The sequence below is a fragment of the Thiohalomonas denitrificans genome (genome assembly GCF_016841685.1).
Lineage (GTDB): Bacteria > Pseudomonadota > Gammaproteobacteria > Thiohalomonadales > Thiohalomonadaceae > Thiohalomonas > Thiohalomonas denitrificans_A.
The window spans coordinates 1-18,526 of sequence record NZ_JAENYR010000039.1 but is presented as its reverse complement, the minus strand read 5'-3'; the positions used below and the strand labels follow the sequence as shown (position 1 = coordinate 18,526).

General features: G+C 59.9%; 14 protein-coding genes. 13 read left to right on the top strand and 1 reads right to left on the bottom strand.

Annotation, left to right across the window (positions count from 1 at the left end; all coding sequences use genetic code 11):
* Positions 1 to 159 precede the first annotated feature (159 nt).
* The 13 genes from gluQRS to Q7L05_RS09875 all read left to right on the top strand — a co-directional run bounded on the left by gluQRS (position 160) and on the right by Q7L05_RS09875 (position 17,743).
* Positions 160 to 1,053, top strand: coding sequence for a tRNA glutamyl-Q(34) synthetase GluQRS (gene gluQRS, locus Q7L05_RS09935; RefSeq protein ID WP_303905586.1), 894 nt, complete (start codon positions 160 to 162; stop codon positions 1,051 to 1,053).
* A gap of 68 nt (positions 1,054 to 1,121) precedes the next feature.
* A complete protein-coding gene (locus Q7L05_RS09930; RefSeq protein ID WP_303905583.1) occupies positions 1,122 to 1,322 on the top strand; it encodes a hypothetical protein in 201 nt (66 codons plus the stop codon).
* Complete coding sequence (locus tag Q7L05_RS09925; RefSeq protein ID WP_303905580.1) at positions 1,312 to 4,290, top strand: sensor histidine kinase; 2,979 nt, start codon at positions 1,312 to 1,314, stop codon at positions 4,288 to 4,290. The genes Q7L05_RS09930 and Q7L05_RS09925 overlap by 11 nt, the downstream gene beginning before the upstream one ends.
* Positions 4,287 to 5,624, top strand: coding sequence for a sigma-54-dependent transcriptional regulator (locus Q7L05_RS09920; RefSeq protein WP_303905577.1), 1,338 nt, complete (start codon positions 4,287 to 4,289; stop codon positions 5,622 to 5,624). Before Q7L05_RS09925 ends, Q7L05_RS09920 begins: the two co-directional genes overlap by 4 nt.
* Before the next feature lie 384 nt (positions 5,625 to 6,008).
* Entirely contained in the window at positions 6,009 to 6,446 is a 438-nt protein-coding gene (locus Q7L05_RS09915; RefSeq protein ID WP_303905574.1) for a hypothetical protein, read from the top strand.
* A gap of 507 nt (positions 6,447 to 6,953) precedes the next feature.
* Positions 6,954 to 8,843, top strand: coding sequence for a putative nucleotidyltransferase substrate binding domain-containing protein (locus Q7L05_RS09910; protein ID WP_303905572.1), 1,890 nt, complete (start codon positions 6,954 to 6,956; stop codon positions 8,841 to 8,843).
* Between the two features lie 347 nt (positions 8,844 to 9,190).
* Positions 9,191 to 9,457: a DUF4212 domain-containing protein gene (locus Q7L05_RS09905; protein ID WP_303905569.1), complete on the top strand. Its 267-nt coding sequence runs from the start codon at positions 9,191 to 9,193 to the stop codon at positions 9,455 to 9,457.
* A gap of 24 nt (positions 9,458 to 9,481) precedes the next feature.
* A complete protein-coding gene (locus Q7L05_RS09900) occupies positions 9,482 to 11,260 on the top strand; it encodes a sodium:solute symporter family protein (protein WP_303905568.1) in 1,779 nt (592 codons plus the stop codon).
* Positions 11,261 to 11,430: 170 nt separating this feature from the next.
* Positions 11,431 to 13,296, top strand: a complete 1,866-nt coding sequence (locus Q7L05_RS09895) for a putative nucleotidyltransferase substrate binding domain-containing protein (RefSeq protein WP_303905565.1) — start codon at positions 11,431 to 11,433, stop codon at positions 13,294 to 13,296.
* Positions 13,297 to 13,299: 3 nt separating this feature from the next.
* Positions 13,300 to 13,992, top strand: coding sequence for an exonuclease domain-containing protein (locus Q7L05_RS09890; protein ID WP_303905561.1), 693 nt, complete (start codon positions 13,300 to 13,302; stop codon positions 13,990 to 13,992).
* A 179-nt stretch (positions 13,993 to 14,171) separates the two neighbouring features.
* Positions 14,172 to 16,118, top strand: a complete 1,947-nt coding sequence (acs, locus tag Q7L05_RS09885; RefSeq protein WP_303905558.1) for an acetate--CoA ligase — start codon at positions 14,172 to 14,174, stop codon at positions 16,116 to 16,118.
* A 245-nt stretch (positions 16,119 to 16,363) separates the two neighbouring features.
* The gene (locus Q7L05_RS09880) at positions 16,364 to 16,837 is read left to right on the top strand and encodes a YbhB/YbcL family Raf kinase inhibitor-like protein (protein WP_303905555.1); all 474 of its coding nucleotides are present in this window, start codon (positions 16,364 to 16,366) and stop codon (positions 16,835 to 16,837) included.
* Positions 16,838 to 16,855: 18 nt separating this feature from the next.
* A complete protein-coding gene (locus tag Q7L05_RS09875) occupies positions 16,856 to 17,743 on the top strand; it encodes a GGDEF domain-containing protein (protein WP_303905553.1) in 888 nt (295 codons plus the stop codon).
* A 23-nt stretch (positions 17,744 to 17,766) separates the two neighbouring features.
* Here Q7L05_RS09875 and Q7L05_RS09870 read toward each other — a convergent pair whose 3' ends face one another.
* Positions 17,767 to 18,345 carry a thioredoxin family protein gene (locus tag Q7L05_RS09870; RefSeq protein ID WP_303905550.1) on the bottom strand — a complete coding sequence of 193 codons (579 nt, stop codon included), beginning with the start codon at positions 18,343 to 18,345 and terminating at the stop codon, positions 17,767 to 17,769.
* Positions 18,346 to 18,526 lie beyond the last annotated feature (181 nt).

The window sequence follows — 18,526 nt, the reverse complement described above, 5'->3', positions numbered from 1 at the left end:
TTTAAAAGGGAAATTCACCGCAGAGACGCAGAGTGCGCGGAGGTTCGCGGAGGGAAATTGCTGGCATAAGGCCCGTCAGGTTGCCCCGAGGGGGCTGATATGTTGGTGCCGTATTCTTCTTGCGCGCTTTGCGGAATATTCAAATACCCAGCAAGCAATATGGATTACATAGGCCGTTTTGCCCCCTCGCCTACCGGACCACTGCACTTCGGATCGCTGGTGGCCGCCGTCGGCAGTTTCCTGCAGGCACGCAGTCAAGACGGACTGTGGCTGGTACGCATGGAGGACGTCGACCGGCCGCGGGAAGTCCCCAGCGCTGCGGATGCCATTCTGCGCTGGCTCGAGGCCTTCGGGTTGCACTGGGACGGCAAAGTGGTCTACCAGAGCCGACGTGACGAGGCTTACAGTGCTGCTTTGAGAGAGCTGGAACGGCTGGGAATCGCCTACGGGTGTGTCTGTTCCCGCAAGGAGGTGGCCGATGCCATCACCGCCATCGGAGGCACGCCCGGCGTCTATCCCGGCAACTGTCGAACCGCCACGCCGGTCGGTCGGCAAGCCCGAACGGTACGGGTCAATGTGGCCGGACAGCAGATAACCTTTGAAGACCAGGTCCAGGGAACGCTTGCACAGGAGCTCGAATGCGATGTGGGAGACTTCGTCATTCGCCGGGCGGACGGGCTGTTTGCCTACCAGCTCGCCGTCGTCGTGGATGATGCCGAACAGGGGATCACCGAAGTGGTGCGCGGCAGTGATCTGATCGATTCCACACCGCGCCAGATCTATCTGCAGCGGTTACTCGGGGTGCCGACACCCTCCTACCTGCACCTGCCCGTGGTGGTCGATGCCTCAGGACAGAAACTCAGCAAGCAGACCCATGCTCCCCCCATTGATCCCCTCACGCCGCTGGCCGCCTTGGTTCGGGCATTGGCCCTTCTGGGCCAGCATCCGCCCACTGAATTACTACGCGTCAATCTGGACGAGTTTTGGCGCTGGGCCATTGAACATTGGGAAGCGACGCACATTCCTGCCGTAAAAAAGCTGACCTGCCCCTGAGCAGGAGTCGTTTGCAGTAGAATCATCAGGATGTTACGTTTTGTAACGTCCATTGGTATGCTGCTTCGATGGCAAAGCATTCTGAAACCGGCGGTTCCATCGACCGTGTCATTCTGCTGTTTCTGTTTGCGATTCTGCTGCTCGTCTCGCCGCTGAAAGCGATCTGGGCTGCGGACGATTCGCCGTGGTATCTCCCCTACCTGCTCTGGGGCGCTCTCATCTTCCTGGCCGCCCGGCTGCAACGTCGCTTCCTGAACGATGAAGTTTGAGCTCTGGCAGCTGTTTTTGGCGGGGGTGGCCTATCTGGGGCTCCTCTTTGTCGTCGCCTATGCCGCCGATCGCGGCTGGCTACCGGCCCGCCTGGCACGGCATCCCGCGACCTACGTCCTTTCGCTCGGCGTCTACGCCACCTCCTGGACTTATTACGGCAGCGTCGGATTCGCCCAGGAGCAGGGCTACAACTTCCTGACCATATACCTCGGGGTAACGCTGGCCTTTCTGCTGACCCCCGTCCTGTTGCAGCCGATCCTGCGGCTTACCCGCGATTACCAGCTGGCCTCACTGGCCGATGTCTTCGCCTTTCGCTATCAGAGCCAGCTGGCAGGAGTGCTGGTGACCCTGTTCATGCTGGCGGGTGTTCTCCCCTATATTGCCCTGCAGATACGGGCCGTCACCGAGTCGCTTCAGGTGCTGACCCACGAGTCGGCCCCCCATCTCATCGCGCTGGCTTTTTGCATCACGATCACGCTGTTCGCCATCCTCTTCGGCGCGCGGCATATCTCGGCCCGGGAGAAACACGAAGGGCTGGTGGTGGCCATCGCCTTTGAATCCCTGGTGAAACTGACGGCGCTGATCATCGTCGGCCTGTTTGCGGTATACGGCGTCTTCGGCGGACTGGGAGGAATGGAAGAGTGGCTCCAGCGGCACCCCGAGGCCCTGGAGAACCTTTATCGACCGGTACGGGAAGGACCGTGGGCCACCCTGCTGCTACTCTCCTTCGCTGCGGCCTTTCTGCTGCCCCGCCAGTTCCACATGACCTTCACCGAGAACCTGGAGGGTCAATCGCTGTCGGTGGCGAGTTGGGGATTCCCTCTGTTTCTGCTGGTCCTCAACCTCGCCATTCCTCCCATCCTCTGGGCGGGTATGCACCTCTCTCCGGAAATGGCCGCCGATTTCTATGTGCTCGGCATCACCCTGGAGAGCGGCTCGACACTCCTGCCGGTCCTGACCTTCATCGGTGGGGTATCGGCGGCTTCGGCGATGATGATCGTTACCACCCTGGCGCTGGCGGCCATGTGCATGAATCATCTGGTGCTGCCGGCCAGTTTCCCACCGCAGCTCAAACCTGAGACGGACCTGTACCGCTGGCTGCTGTGGGGTCGTAGACTGCTGATCGCCATCATCATCCTGGCGGGATACGGCTTTTTCCTGCTTCTGGAGCGCAACCAGGGGCTCGCCCGACTGGGGCTTATCTCCTTCGTGGCAGTAGCCCAGTTCCTGCCCGGTATCGTCGGGCTGCTCTATTGGCGTCGAGCCACCCACACCGGCTTTATCCTCGGCCTACTTGGCGGGGCCGGGGTCTGGACGGTCACGCTCCTGCTGCCACTGTTCGAGGAGTCCGGACTGATCCGCAACGCAATCGATCCACTCCAGGTACTGGGCTCCGATACCGGCGATCCCTGGAGCCCGGCCACATTCTGGTCGCTGACGGTAAACGCACTACTTTTCGTAACCGGTTCATTGCTGTGGCGACCGCGGGACTCGGAACTGGAGGCCGCGCAGGCTTGCTGCAGGGAGGGCGTGGGGCCGCCCCGGGGCACGCTGGTGGCGGGCTCGCTGGAGCAGATCCGCGAACAGCTGGCGTTGATTACCGGCCAGGAGATGGCTGAGCATGAGGTGGAGCGTGCCCTCAAGGATCTGGGCGTGGCTTCGGAGCCCACCTCTCGGACCGAGTTACGGCGGGTGCGCGAGCGCATCGAGCGAAACCTATCGGGATTGGTGGGGCCGGTACTGGCGCGCATGATCGTGGATCAACGCCTGCAGATCGAATCTGGCGCCCGTACCGCCCTTTCAGCGAGCGTGCGCTACATGGAGCAGCGGCTGGAAGACTCCCGAACCCGCCTCAAGGGGCTGGCGGCCGAGCTCGACGATTTGCGCCGCTACCATCGCCAGGTGCTACACGACTTGCCCCTGGGGGTCTGCTCGCTGGGACCGGACCGGGAGGTGGTGAGCTGGAACGTGGCGATGCAGGCCATCTCCGGCGTCCCTTACCGCCATGCCGTCGGACTTCCCCTAAAGGCACTGGCCGAACCGTGGTCGGGGCTGCTGTGCGGTTTCCTGCACGCCCAGGACAATCACCTGCACAAAATCAAAATGCGGGACGGCAGGGAAACGCGGGTTTTCAACCTTCACAAGGCCGCCATCGAGGGACCGGGCACCGGATACAGCGAGATCCAGCCCGGCGGCACCGTCATTCTGGTGGAAGACCTGACCGACCTCTACCGGCTCGAATCGGAGTTGGCCCACAGTGAACGACTCGCCTCCGTAGGCCGACTGGCGGCCGGCGTGGCGCATGAGGTGGGAAACCCGGTCACCGGGATCGCCTGTCTGGCGCAAAACCTGCTCAGCGAGCGCGATGAGGAACTGACCGAAGAGGGGCTGGAACAGATCCTCATGCAGACCCGCCGCATCTCGGCCATCGTGCAGTCACTGGTCAGCTTCAGCCACAGCGGTACGCTGGCCGATCACACACCCGTTTCGGTCAGTCTGGCCCAGACCATCGACGAGTCGGTCCGACTGGTGCGACTCAGCCATTCGGGCAAGCAGCTGCAGTTCGACGTGGACTGTTCACCATCACTCTCGGCCATCGGTGATCACCAGCGCCTGGTCCAGGTCTTCGTAAACCTGCTCAGTAATGCCTGCGACGCTTCCGCACCCGGAGAGCGCATCCAGGTCTCGGCCTTCGAACAGGCCGATTACGTTATGATCGAGATCGTTGATCACGGCAGCGGTATCGATCCGGACGAGCTCGATCAGGTCTTTGAACCATTTTTCACCACCAAGGAGCCCGGCGAAGGCACAGGCCTCGGACTGCCAATGGTGTACAACATCGTCCAGGAACACTCGGGAAGCGTCACTATCGACAGCATTCCGGATGGCGGGATTCGGGTACAAGTGCAACTCCCCGCCACCGGTGAGCGCTCCCTGAATTCCGCTCAAATGCAGGAAACCGTATGAAACAGATATTGATTGTCGAAGATGAGGCGATCATCCGCACCGCTTTGCGCCGGCTGCTGGAGCGACACGGCTACGGCGTATCCGAAGCCGGTTCCGTCGGTGAAGCCGTGGCTAACTTCACACCGGGCGATTTCCAGCTGATCATCGCCGATCTACGCCTTCCCGGTGCCCCGGGAACCGACATTATCGGCGAGGTACCGGTGCTCATCATGACCAGCTACGCCAGCGTTCGCTCAGCCGTTGATTCGATGAAAATGGGGGCGGTGGACTACATTGCCAAACCGTTCGATCACGACGATATGGTGATGACCGTCGAACGCATTCTCAAGCAGGGCGAGTTGGCCCGCCACAATGAGGTATTGAAGTCGGAGCTCTCCCGCGCCTATCCCATCGAGGGGATCATCGGCACCTGTTCCGCCATGCAGGAGGTCTTTGCCCGCATTCAAAAGGTGGCCCCCGCCGATACCACCGTGCTGATCCTGGGAGAATCGGGTACCGGTAAGGAGCTGGTCGCCCGGGCGGTCCACGAACACAGCGCTCGGCGCAAGGCCCCGATCATCACCGTCAACTGCGCTGCCATCCCCGAAGGGTTGATCGAATCAGAGCTGTTCGGTCACGAAAAAGGCGCATTCACCGGCGCTGTGGAGAGCCACCGTGGTCTGGTCGAGGCCGCCGATGGCGGGACCCTCTTCCTCGATGAAATCGGCGAGCTGCCCCTTGAGGCCCAGGCTCGTCTGCTACGGGTGCTTCAGGAGGGCGAGATCCGCCGGGTCGGCTCCACCCAGTCCCGCAAGGCCGATATCCGTCTGGTTGCCGCCACCCACCGTAATCTTCAAAAACGGGTCAATGACGGGCGCTTTCGCAACGACCTTTACTTCCGGTTACATGTGATGGAAATCGCCCTGCCACCACTGCGGAACCGGGGTGATGATATTGAAGAGCTGGCGCGGGTCCTGCTGAACAAGACCTGTCGCCGTCTGAACCGGCCCCCGATGCAGATCTCCGCCGACGCCGTGGAGCGCATCCGGCGCTACCCGTGGCCGGGCAACGTTCGTGAGCTGGAAAATGTGCTGGAACGGGCGGTTATATTAAGTGAGGGCGACACTGTCTCCGTCGACCTGCTGCCGCTGGAAGGTGGTGCAACGAGTGCGCCGACCGATGCCGCACCAGCCGATAATCTCTCCCTCGACGAATACTTCGTCCGCTTCGTGCGTGAACACGAGATGCAGATGACCGAAACCGAATTGGCCAGGCAGCTGGGCGTCAGCCGCAAAACCCTCTGGGAGCGCCGCCAGAAACTGGGGATTCCGCGCAACCGCAGCCCCGTTTTCTAAACCACCGCGGGCAACCTGTCCCTCTGCAGGGAGTGTAAGGGCTGTCGGATCGTTTGCAGCACAACTGCATGGCTGGCAGGGCAACCGCATACTTCGAAGCGAGCGGTGTAAGTCCTTGATAGCCGGTCGTCGGCAGCACGCCGCCACGGACGGCGGTGTTAGACAATGCAGGAGCACACTTGTCGAGGGATGCTGCCCTCGAGCGTACATGGATGAAAGATGATTGCTCCTGCATAATGTTCACTTCCTACATCCCCGTAGGTCGTATTCACAGCATACCTGCTATCAGGACTTAGTTCGTTCGCCGGTATCAAAAATGGGAGTATGCGTTTACCCTGGCATGGCTGGGTGTATCCATGAACCGGACTTCGGTATCTTATCGTCATGAATCCAAAAGAGCCTTTCCTCGTCAAATATCAGGGATACTTCCGCAATCTCCTGAAATGGCAAGACCTGGATCGCTTCTGGGAACGTCTGCGCGCCAGCGAAACCGACTGGTTTGTCTACGCCATTGGCGAAGCGCCACCCGACCGGCCAGCCACCAAGAACGAGTTCGCGGTCTTTATTGCGGAAATCGACTCCCTGCTGCGTCGAGAGCACAAGGAGGATTATTGCGGGATCGTTTATATTGATGATCCTGAAGCCCCTTCGATGGCGAAGATCTATGACCCCAACAACCTGGGCAGTGTATGCGGCCCGGGCTTCGGGCCACCTCCGCTTCCCGGCTGGGTGTTATCCACACTACCGCCAACGGACTTGCCGGCTGCCTTTCCGCCTCCCGAAAATCGCCGTCGCTGGTGGCGAAGACTGTTCGGCGGCTAGGAGCCTGCCCGAGAATAGACTGGCCTACTCGGCTCGGGCATCCTGCTTCGCTCTACCGAGTGCTTCCCTGCACTCGTCGGCTCGGGCATCCTGCTTCGCTCTACCGAGTGCTTCCCTGCACTCGTCCGCTCGGGCATCCTGCTTCGCTCTACCGAGTGCTTCCCTGCAATCGTCGGCTCGGGCATCCTCGAGAATAGGTTCCAGATATTCTCTACTGCCCTCGTGACGGTCGCTATTCTCGGACAGGCTGCTCGTCTAGTGGTCGTTCAAGCGGCGCCAAATCCGTGATCGAGGAGCTCCTCAAAGCCCCGAGACGGGGATCCGTAGCCCCTGAGTCTATCACTGGCAAACCCATCCTGTTACCATTCGTAACACCCCCTGTTACTACGCGTAACAAAGAAACACCTGCACTCCCCCTAACGTCTGTCAAGTCATTGATCCGCATGAGCCTGGATTATGGCACGCGCATTGCAACGTATATGGCAATCAAATTGCGATCCGTACTTGATGACCCAAGCTCCCCTCACACCCGTGATCAACTTCTTGAAGCGCCACGCGCCATTCGACCAGATGACGTCGGCGCATCTGGAGTACATGGCCAAACGCCTGAAACTCGTCTTCTATCGACGCGGCGAAACGATCCTTCGCCCGGAAGATGGGCCGGCCAGCCGGTTTTTTGTCATCAAACAGGGACGGGTTCGGGGTGAAGTCGAAGGTGACGAAACCCACGAAGGTGCCTGGGAACTGGTCTCCGGAGAGTGCTTCCCCATCGGGGCCCTGCTGTCCCGACGGGCGACCCACGTCACCACCACGGCCATCGAGGATACTTTCTGCTACGAATTGACCCGTGATGAGTTCGACCGTCTTTTGGTCAAAAGCCCGATTTTCCAGGACTTCTGTACGCGTCGCCTGGCCAGTCTGCTCGACAGCGCACTACGTACGGTCCAGGCAAACTCGGCGGCACGGATGTCGGAAGACACCTCTTTAAGCACCGCTCTGCAGGGATTAATCCGCCGCCAGCCGGTAGCGTGCGGCCCCGATGCGCCTCTCCATGAGGCGTTGCAGCGCATGCAAGAGGAGCGGGTCGGCAGCATTATCATCATCGACTCCAACCGTGTGCCGCTCGGCGTGTTCACACTTCATGACGTTCTGTCCCGGGTAACACTACCGGAAACCGACCTCAGCCTCCCGGTCGGTGAGGTTATGACGCCGGATCCCATTGCCCTCCCCCCCACGGCACGCGCCTATGAAGCGGCACTGATGATGGCACAGGCCGGCTTCGGACATCTCTGTGTCGTCGAAAATCGCCAGCTTATCGGCGTTCTCTCTGAACGGGATCTGTTCTCACTGCAGCGTGTGGGACTGGTCAGTCTCAGCCGCTCAATCGCCGATGCCCGCGACGTGGCCACACTGGCGCGCCTGGGTCAGGATGTCCACCGACTGGTGGATCAGATGCTGGCACAAGGGGCCTCGGTCGATCAGTTGACCCAGATCATCACTGCGCTGAATGACAGTCTTACCCGCCGCGTCATCAAATTGGTCGAGCATGATGCGGGCTTGCCCACGGTAGGCTTTACCTGGCTCTCGTTCGGCAGCGAGGGCCGCCACGAACAGACGCTGAAGACGGACCAGGACAACGGTATCCTTTTTTCACTCCCCGAAGGACGTACAGCCGATTCGGTCCGTGAGGAGCTCCTGCCACTTGCCGAGCAAATCAACAACGCCCTGGCGGAGTGCGGGTTCCCGCTCTGCCCCGGCAATATCATGGCCAGTAACCCGGAGTGCTGCCTGAGCCTAGACGAATGGAAAGGCCGATTCGGCCGCTGGATCGATCAGGGGACCCCGGAACACCTGTTGAACGCGAGCATTTTTTTCGACTTCCGTCCCCTCCGGGGCGATCCGGAAGCGACCCGCGAACTGCGCCAGTGGGTGCTGGACCGGGTGGAGAAGAACAGCCGTTTTCGTCGTCAGATGGCGGCCAATGCGCTACGCAATCGCCCGCCCCTGGGTCTGTTCCGCGACTTCGTGGTTACCAGTGGCGGCGAGCATCCGCATACCGTCAACCTGAAGGTGCAAGGCATTACTCCGTTCGTGGACGCAGCGCGGATCTACGCGCTTGCCCATCATGTGGAGGCCACCAGCACCGGCGGACGGCTCGAAGGCGGCGTGCGGGAAGGGGTTTTCAAGCGCACGGATGTGGATGCCTGGATGGAGGCCTATCACTTCATTCAGCTGCTGCGCATGCGCAGCCACCGGCAACAGGCCGAAGAGGGAGAGCCACTCTCCAACCACATCGACCCCGACACACTCAACGAACTGGATCGGCGCATCCTCAAAGAGGCATTCCGTCAGGCGCGCAAGCTGCAGTCCAAGTTGGCGCTGGAATACCAGTTGTAAGTAGCGAGTGGCGAGGAACTACCCAGTGGCGAGTGGCTAGTAGCGAGTGGCGAGGAACTGCCCAGTGGCGAGTGGCGAGTGGCGAGGAACTGCCTGGTGGCAAGTGGCAAGTGGCGAGGGACAAGAGACAGAGACAAGAGACAAGAGACAAGAGACAAGAGACGAGCAACTGCCTAGCAACTAGCAACTAGGAACTAGCCACTAGCCACTAGCCACTAGCCACTAGCCACTAGCCACTAGCCACTAGCCACTGTTCTACACGACTCCGCCGGGAATAACGGAGCCGAAAACAAGGCCAGGGATGACAGCAGCACAATACTTCAAGCGAAGAGTACGGAGGAAAGAAAATGTCGACAAACGGCAACAGCAAGGCTGCCGAGTACTGGAAGGCAAACGTTCGCCTTCTTATCGGCTGTCTGGTCGTGTGGTTCATCGTCGCCTATCCGCTCGCCATCTGGCTGGCCGGGCCGCTGAACAGCATTTCCCTGGGCGGCTATCCGCTCGGATTCTGGTTCGCGCAGCAGGGCTCGATCTACACCTTCGTTGGTTTGATCTTTTTCTACGCCTGGCGGATGAACAAGCTCGATCGCAAATTCGACGTCCACGAAAACTAATCATATCCCGGGGGAAGAAAGTTCATGGATCTTCAAACCATTACCTACCTCGTCGTAGGTGCCACGTTTACGCTCTATATCGGCATCGCGATATGGGCACGTGCCACTACCACCGGCGAATTTTACGTGGCAGGCAAGGGCATCCACCCGGTTGCCAACGGCATGGCAACCGGCGCCGACTGGATGTCCGCCGCCTCCTTCATCTCCATGGCCGGCCTTATCGCCTTCAATGGCTATGACGCCTCGGCATACCTGATGGGCTGGACCGGTGGCTACGTGCTACTTGCCATGCTGCTCGCGCCCTACCTGCGCAAGTTCGGCAAGTTCACCGTCCCCGAATTCATCGGTGACCGCTACTATTCACAGACCGCGCGTATCGTCGCTGTCATCTGCCTCATCGTGGCCTCGATCACCTATGTTATCGGACAGATGAAGGGTATCGGTGTGGCGTTCTCCCGCTTTCTGGAAGTGGATTTCTCCACGGGGCTGTTCACCGGTATGGCGATCGTCTTCTTCTACGCCGTACTCGGCGGCATGAAGGGCATCACCTACACCCAGATCGCCCAGTACTGCGTAATGATCTTCGCCTACACCGTACCGGCCATCTTCATCTCCCTGAAGCTAACCGATACTGTCCTGCCCCAGTTCGGCCTGGGTGCCGCCATGGCGGATGGCAGTGGACAGCCCATTCTGGATCGGTTGAATCAGGTGGTGACGGATCTCGGCTTCGCCTCCTATACGGATCACAAGGGCTCAGCGCTCAACATGACACTGCTGACGCTGTCGCTGATGATCGGTACCGCGGGTCTGCCGCACGTCATCGTGCGCTTCTTCACCGTACCCACCGTACGGGACGCCCGCGCATCCGCCGGCTGGGCACTGGTCTTCATCGCCATACTCTACACCACCGCACCGGCTGTTGGCGCCATGGCTCGTCTGAACCTGATGGACACCATCATGCAGCCGACCGCAGCCACCTCCGGTCCCGAGCAGTTCACTCCGCTCACCTATAGCGAGCGCCCGCAGTGGTTCAAAAACTGGGAGAAGACCGGACTTCTGACGTTCGAGGACAAGAACGGCGACGGCCAGATCCAGTACTACAACGACGGCAATGAGGAGTTTGCCCAGAAGGCAGAGCAGTGGGGCTGGGAAGGCAACGAGATGGTCACGGTCGACCGGGACATCATGGTGCTGGCCAACCCTGAAATCGCCAACCTGCCCAACTGGGTAATTGCACTGGTGGCCGCCGGTGGTCTCGCCGCCGCACTCTCCACCGCCGCAGGTCTGTTGCTGGCCATCTCGTCGGCCATCTCCCACGACCTCCTCAAGGGCGTCTTTATGCCCCGGATATCGGAAAAGGCGGAGTTGACCGCCGGCCGTATTTCTATGGGGGGTGCCATCCTGGTGGCAGGCTATCTCGGTCTCAATCCTCCGGGCTTTGCGGCCCAGGTGGTGGCACTGGCCTTCGGACTGGCCGCAGCGTCAATCTTCCCGGCGCTGATGCTGGGTATCTTCAACAAGAGCATCAACCGCCAAGGCGCCGTCGCCGGCATGCTGGTAGGCCTGGGCACCACCCTCGTTTACATCTTCGTATACAAGGGCTGGTTCTTTATCCCGGGTACCGCCAATCTGGCCGATACTGCCGACAACTGGGTGTTCGGCATCTCTCCGGGATCGTTCGGCGCCGTCGGTGCACTGTTCAACTTCGTCACCGCCATCGTGGTGTCGAAGGTGACTGCACCGCCACCTGTTCACATCCAGGAGCTGGTGGAAGACATCCGCGTACCGCGCGTGTCCGGCTGATAAGCCACTCGCCAGCTGGAGTCCCGCCTTCGGGCGGGGCTCCATTTTTTCAATCGGGTGAATACAGATAAAACCACAGAGGGCATCGCGCAGGCATTTTCAGGTGTATGCTCGGTGTCCTCTGGGGTTTCATTTATGTTTGCGATTGCGAGTCGCCACGAGAGTCCACGTTGAACGTCGAGCTGATTGAAATCCGGGATTTCCTCGCTGGCCATCCCCCTTTTGACCATCTGCCCGAGGAGGCCCTTGAGCGGCTGCCGCGGGACCTGTCGGTCCGTTACCTTCGACGCGGCACTCCCCTTCCTCCTCCTGATGCCGATGGCGATTATCTCTATATCATCCGCAAAGGGGCGGTGGAACTGCGTGACCAGAGTGATGAGCTCATCGACAAAATCGGCGAAGGCGAGATCTACTCCTCCGTTTGCAGAGAGGGTGAAACGGGCCAATTTACAGCCCTGACGGTCGAGGACAGCCTGTTTTATCTGCTGCCTTGCGAACGGCTCGAGACAATCAGGGAAGAGCATCCGCAATTCGCAGAACACTTCAACCAGTCGGTTCGTGGCCGGCTTCGGCGCGCGCTGGAATCGTTACAGGCGGTTCGCAGCTCCCACACGGGACTGCTCAGCGTCCCCATCGGCAGCCTTATTGTCCGTGAACCGGTGATGGCCCGGCCCGAAACCCGCATCGGGGAGGCTGCACGACTGATGACCGAAGCCCGTGTCTCTTCCCTGTTGATCATGGATGAGGGGCAGCTGGTCGGCATCGTGACTGACCGCGATCTCCGCTCACGCTGTCTGGCCGAGGACCGTGATCCGGGGCAGCCGGTAAGCGGGATCATGACCCGCCGGCTGCACAAGGTGGAACCGGAGACCCGCGGATTCGAGGCCCTGATCACCATGACGCGGCTGTCGGTCCACCATCTGCCGGTCATCGATCACGGGCGCGTCATCGGTGTCGTCTCCAGCAACGACCTTGTCCGCTATCAGAGTGCCAATGCGGTCTACCTGGTAGGCGACGTCCGCCGCTGCACTTCGGTCGAGACGCTGACCCGGACCTGTGCCGATCTTCCGGAACTGCAGGTGCAGATGATCGCGTCGGGAGCAACCGGTTATCATGTCGGTCAGACCATCTCATCCATCACGGAAGCCATAACCCGGCGCCTTATCGAGCTGTGCCAGGAGCAGCTGGGGCCGCCCCCGGTGCCTTTCGCCTGGCTTGCTGTGGGCTCGCTGGCACGCCGCGAACAGACCGTGCACTCGGATCAGGACCATGCGCTGTTACTCGCTGACGATTTCGACCCGGCCAGGCACGATGGCTACTTCGAATCCCTGGCGAGATTCGTGGCTGATGGCCTCGATGCCTGCGGCTTCACTTACTGTCCGGGTGAGGTAATGGCCACGAACCCGGAGTGGCGTCAGCCCTATCGCATCTGGCGGCGCTATTTCGACCGATGGATAACTCAGCCGGAGAAAAAGGCGCTGATGCTTGCCTCCAATTTCTTCGATATGCGGATTATCTACGGCGAGCCCGCTCTCCATGAGCAACTCCATGCCGAAGTCCTGCAACAAACACACAACAACAGGATTTTTCTCGCCCACCTGGCAGCTAATGCCTTGAAAAACCGGCCACCGTTGGGATTCTTCCGTCATTTCGTGCTGATTGGTGAGGGCGACCATGCACAGCGCCTGGATCTTAAAAGGCGTGCGATTATACCGGCCGTGGATTTGGCCCGGGTCTATGCGCTCTCCGCAGGATTGCCGGAAGTGAACACCCGCGAACGCCTCAAGATCGCCGCGGAGGTATCGGCTCTCAGTCGTGAGAGCGCTGAAAATCTGGAAGATGCATTCGAATTCATCGTCACCCTGCGTGCGCGGCACCAGGCCGAACAGATCAAACGGGGCGAGGAACCGGACAACTATGTGGCCCCCTCGGAGCTCTCCTCTCTGGAGCGGGGCTATTTGAAGGATGCGTTTTCGGTAATCAGCGGCCTGCAAAACGCACTCGGACAGCAACACCAGGCGGGACGGTTCTTTTGAGCCATGTTCGGCAACCTGCTCAGTCTTGAGTTTCGCCGCGAGCGCCTGCTGAAAAAGGCACCGCCGGGGCCTCTTCGCGACTTTCTGTCGGTGCCGTTTCCGTCGCCGAACAGCGACTGCCGAGAGGTTCCCTTTTTGGCTCTGGACCTGGAGACAACCGGCCTTGAGGCAAACCATGGCGAAATCGTCAGCATCGGCTATGTCGAAATGATCGGTTTTCGCATCGACTTGGGAAGCGCCACTCACCGGCTTGTCATCACCGAGGGCGCGATTCCCGAGCAAAGTGCCGTGATTCATCAGATTACTGATGACGCAGCCGCCGGGGGGAGATCCCTTGAAAAGGTAGTCAGTGAACTGCTGAAGGTGCTGGCGGGCAAGGTGCTGATTGCCCACCACGCGCCGGTGGAATTTTCGTTTCTCGGCGCAGCCTGCGAAACTATATGGGGTGGCCGATTCCTGGTACCCATGGTCGACACGGAATGGATCGAACGCAGAACGCTGGAGCGGCGGCAACAGACGTATGCTGCCAGGGAACTGCGCCTCTCAAGACTCAGGGATCGCTATGGCCTGCCCCGCTACCGGGCACACGATGCATTGGTCGATGCGTTGGCGGCGGCAGAACTGTTCGCGGCCCAGGTTGCGGAGCGCGATACCGGCGGCCGGCTGCCGCTCAAGGAGTTTCTGACCAGACTCTAGCGATTTTTTGTAACAGCCAGTGAGAGTGCCTGACGGACTATGATGTGGGTAAGACGACTCATAGGACCGGGAGAGGCATACTCGTTCACCTCGAAGAAAAGCTAAGAACAAAATAGCAGGGAAGGCGAAGGAACCCTTACTTAAGAAGAAACAAACAGTAAATGACCGAGGAGTGACCTATGTCCGATAGTAAAACGTATCCGGTGCCTGCGGATGTCGCGGCCAAGGCCCACATCGACGCGGCCAAATATGAAGAAATGTACAAACGCTCGGTCGAGGACCCGAAGGGGTTCTGGGGGGAGCAGGCGGAAAAATTTCTCACCTGGTTCAAGAAGTGGAACACGGTGCTGGATTACAGCTATGACGTTGATAACGTCTACACCAAGTGGTTCGACGGCGGAAAGCTGAATGTCGCCTATAACTGTCTGGACCGTCACCTGGAATCCCGGGGGGATCAGGCCGCCATCATCTGGGAAGGCGATGATCCAGCAGTCGACAAGACCCTGACCTATCGCGAACTACACGAACAGGTCAGCCGTTTAGGCAATGCGCTCAAGGGGCGCGGAGTCAAAAAGGGCGACCGCGTCTGCATCTATATGCCGATGATTCCGGAAGCGGCCGTTGCCATGCTGGCCTGCGCCCGAATCGGCGCAGTACATTCGGTGGTTTTCGGCGGTTTTTCGCCGGAATCCCTGAAAGACCGGATCCTCGATTCCGACTGTCGGGTGGTAGTCACCGCAGATGAGGGCTTGCGCGGGGGGAAAAGCGTATCGCTCAAAGCCAATGCCGATAAGGCACTACAGAGCTGCCCCAATGTCCACACAATGTTTGTCGTCCGGCATACCGGCGGCGACATTGCCTGGCAGGACGACAAGGACGTCTGGTATCACGAGGCGACCGAAAAGGTCTCCGCCGACTGTCCGGCGGAAGAGATGGATGCCGAGGATCCGCTCTTTATCCTTTACACCTCCGGCTCCACCGGCAAACCCAAGGGGGTACTGCACACCACCGGCGGCTATCTGCTCTTCTCGGCCATCACTCACATGTATACCTTCGACTACCAGGATGGCGAGGTCTACTGGTGTACCGCCGACGTAGGCTGGGTGACCGGGCACACCTACATCGTCTATGGTCCGCTGGCCAACGGTGCCAAAACGCTGATGTTCGAGGGTGTACCCAGCTATCCGGATGCCTCCCGTTTCTGGCAGGTCTGCGACAAGCACAACGTGGCTACCTTCTATACCGCTCCGACTGCCATCCGCGCACTGATGCGCGAGGGTGAAGAGCCGGTAAAGAAGACCTCGCGCAAGTCTTTGCGCCTGCTCGGCACGGTGGGTGAGCCGATTAATCCGGAGGCCTGGGAGTGGTACTACAATGTCGTCGGAGAAGGCCGCTGCCCGATCGTCGACACTTGGTGGCAGACCGAAACCGGCGGTCATCTGATCACCCCGCTGCCGGGTGCCACCGACCTCAAACCCGGCTCCGCCAGCAAGCCGTTTTTCGGCGTGGTGCCGGCGATCGTCGACCCGAGTGACGGTACTCCGCTGGAAGGCGCGGCCCAGGGGGCACTGGTTATCACACGCCCCTGGCCTGGGCAAATGCGTACGATATATGGCGACCACCAGCGCTTCATCGATACCTACTTCAAGACCTATCGCGGCTACTACTTCTCCGGTGACGGGGCCCGCCGCGACGAAGACGGTTACTACTGGATCACCGGCCGCATGGACGACGTCATGAACGTCTCCGGGCACCGTATGGGCACCGCCGAGGTGGAAAGCGCACTCGTGCTGCACAAAAAAGTGGCCGAAGCCGCGGTGGTCGGCTTCCCGCACGACCTCAAGGGCCAGGGTATCTACTGCTACGTGACCCTGGTGAAGGGCGAGGAACCCTCGGACGAGCTCAAGAAAGAACTCGTCGGCCTGGTTCGCCAGGAGATTGGCCCCATCGCAACACCGGACGTGATCCAATGGGCGCCGGGGCTACCAAAGACCCGTTCCGGGAAAATCATGCGTCGGATCCTGCGCAAGATTGCCAGCAATGAGATCGACACTCTGGGTGATACCAGCACCTTGGCCGATCCGAGCGTCGTCGAGGATCTGATTGCCAACCGCGCTGTCCAATAGGCACGGACTCTACGGAGACCGAAAAGCCGCGAGGTGCTGCCTCGCGGCTTTTTTGTGTCCGTATCACGCTGATACATCAGGCCGGTGGTCGCTCCAGGAGTCTGCGGCCGATGAGACAGGTGACTGGCCATCCCGGATAGAAGAGAGGGAAAGTGAAAGGAAATGGGGCAGGTCAATTCCGATGCACTTGCCGATGTTCCCCGGAATTCCTAGTCTTTGCAGAGAGACCCGTCTCCGGAGGCGACATGAGCCTGACACTGCAGTCGGAACATTTTGAGAACGGTGGGGAAATTCCGCAGCTATACACGTGTGATGGAAAGGACTTACCACCCGCTTTGCATTGGTCCAATCTACCACCCAGCACCCACAGTCTGGCCCTCATCATGGACGATCCGGATGCCCCTGACCCGACCGCGCCCCAACGAACCTGGGTGCACTGGGTCCTTTTCAATATCCCGCCAACCAGCGATGGGCTACCGGAAGCGGGCCAGAAGGAGCTTCCCAGCGGTACACAGGTGGGTATCAATGACTGGCAACGACCAGGGTATGGCGGTCCCTGCCCGCCGATCGGACGCCACCGATATTATTTCAAGCTCTATGCCCTGGATATCAAACTGGAAGGACTGAACGAGCCAACCAAATCAGACCTTGAAAAGGCGATGCAAGGCCATATGCTAGATCACGCCGAGTTGGTTGGACTCTATCAGCGAGTGAAGTGAAGGATTCGGGTATCCCGTGTGAAAGTGCTGCTTGCATTCATGGACCGGCGTTCCAAGGCCTTTATCGTCCTTGTCTGCGGGACGCTCGGGATCGTTATCGCACTGGTCGATGTGGCAACCGGCCCCCAAATCTCCTCTGCTATCTTCTATGCCCTTCCGATCAGCCTCTGCGCCTGGTACGTGGGCCGCTGGCCGGGCATTTTCATGGCGGTGGCGAGCGCAGTGCTGTGGTACAGCGCCGATATCACCTCCGGCGATATCTACAGCCACGGCGCCATTCCGGTCTGGAACGCATTGACCCGCCTGGGCTTCTTTCTGATCCTGGTGATCCTCCTCAGTGCCTTTCGATATCGACTGAAAGAAGAGCAAAGACGGGCTGTTACCGATTCGTTGACAGGGGTTGCCAACAGCCGGGCCTTCTATGAAGCCGCCGAGCAGGAATTCACTCGCGCCCGCCGCTACCATCACCCCTTCAGCATTGCATTCATCGATCTGGACAATTTCAAGCACATCAATGACGCCTTCGGCCACACCGCCGGCGATGTACTGCTCCAACGGGCAGCCCGGATCATGCGCAATCAGACCCGAGAAACCGATGTAGTCGCACGACTGGGAGGGGATGAATTCGTTATCTTATTTGTCGAAACCGGGGCGGAAGCGGTCAAGCAAGCGGTTAACGAACTTCGCGAACAATTGCTCGCGGCCATGAAAGAGGCGGGCTGGCCCGTCACCTTCAGTATCGGCGTACTCACCTATTTGCGACCCCCCACTGATGTCCGGGAAATGATACATCAGGCCGATCAACTGATGTATACCGTAAAGAAGCGCGGCAAGAACGGCTGCGCTCATGCGCTTGGCACGGCTGTCGAGGAGCGGGGCACAATGGACTCCCAGACACCCGCCTGAACCCATGCTGCCTTCCGGGCAACTTAGGAGTAACCCGGCTCATTTCCGGGTTTCCATTTGATATTACAGCCGATGGAGGGGGTCTGCTCGGACGGCAGCGGCTTGCCGCCGAGCAACGCATCCACCGCCTCCCGCATATCCTTGCCCGTCACCGGTTTGTCATTACCCGGTCGGCTATCATCGAACTGGCCGCGATAGACAAGCCTCCGGTCCCCATCGAAGAGGAAGAAATCAGGGGTACAGGCCGCCTTGTAGGCCTTCGCCACTTCCTGCGATTCGTCAAACAGGTAGGGAAAGACATAGCGTCGGCGCTCCACCTCCTTGGCCATGTGCTCCGGTCCGTCCTCCTCGCGGTGGTCAATATCGTTGCTGCTGATCGCCACCACTGCCAGTCCCTTGTCGCGGTATTCGCGTGCGAATTCCGAAAAGGCATCGGCGATATGCTTCACGTAGGGGCAATGATTGCAGATAAAAGCTACCAGGAGAGCAGGATGCTCATGGAAGTCGTCCAGCGACACCAGGGTTCCCGAGCCGGTGTCCGGCAACGTAAATCCCGGCGCCGGAGTTCCGAGTTCCAACATCGTCGAGGGGGTCAGGGACATGAGATCTCCTTTTTTCTGACTACAATTTTAGTCCACCTCACTCCCCCGTCATTCCCGCGGAGGCGGGAATCCAGAGAGCAGCGGCAAGGCTCAAAATGGATCCCCGCCTGCGCGGGGATGACGGTTCGCCTGCGCGGGGATGACGAATCTCCTATGCCGCGCATGATCAACCGGGGCGAGC

Excerpts from the sequence above, each read along its gene's own strand:
- gluQRS (WP_303905586.1), top strand. The coding sequence starts at position 160 with ATGGATTACATAGGCCGTTTTGCCCCCTCGCCTACCGGACCACTGCAC.
- Q7L05_RS09925 (WP_303905580.1), top strand. The coding sequence starts at position 1,312 with ATGAAGTTTGAGCTCTGGCAGCTGTTTTTGGCGGGGGTGGCCTATCTG.
- Q7L05_RS09915 (WP_303905574.1), top strand. The coding sequence starts at position 6,009 with ATGAATCCAAAAGAGCCTTTCCTCGTCAAATATCAGGGATACTTCCGC.
- Q7L05_RS09930 (WP_303905583.1), top strand. The coding sequence starts at position 1,122 with ATGGCAAAGCATTCTGAAACCGGCGGTTCCATCGACCGTGTCATTCTG.
- Q7L05_RS09890 (WP_303905561.1), top strand. The coding sequence starts at position 13,300 with ATGTTCGGCAACCTGCTCAGTCTTGAGTTTCGCCGCGAGCGCCTGCTG.
- Q7L05_RS09910 (WP_303905572.1), top strand. The coding sequence starts at position 6,954 with ATGACCCAAGCTCCCCTCACACCCGTGATCAACTTCTTGAAGCGCCAC.
- Q7L05_RS09870 (WP_303905550.1), bottom strand. The coding sequence starts at position 18,345 with ATGTCCCTGACCCCCTCGACGATGTTGGAACTCGGAACTCCGGCGCCG.
- Q7L05_RS09900 (WP_303905568.1), top strand. The coding sequence starts at position 9,482 with ATGGATCTTCAAACCATTACCTACCTCGTCGTAGGTGCCACGTTTACG.
- Q7L05_RS09920 (WP_303905577.1), top strand. The coding sequence starts at position 4,287 with ATGAAACAGATATTGATTGTCGAAGATGAGGCGATCATCCGCACCGCT.
- Q7L05_RS09880 (WP_303905555.1), top strand. The coding sequence starts at position 16,364 with ATGAGCCTGACACTGCAGTCGGAACATTTTGAGAACGGTGGGGAAATT.
- Q7L05_RS09905 (WP_303905569.1), top strand. The coding sequence starts at position 9,191 with ATGTCGACAAACGGCAACAGCAAGGCTGCCGAGTACTGGAAGGCAAAC.
- acs (WP_303905558.1), top strand. The coding sequence starts at position 14,172 with ATGTCCGATAGTAAAACGTATCCGGTGCCTGCGGATGTCGCGGCCAAG.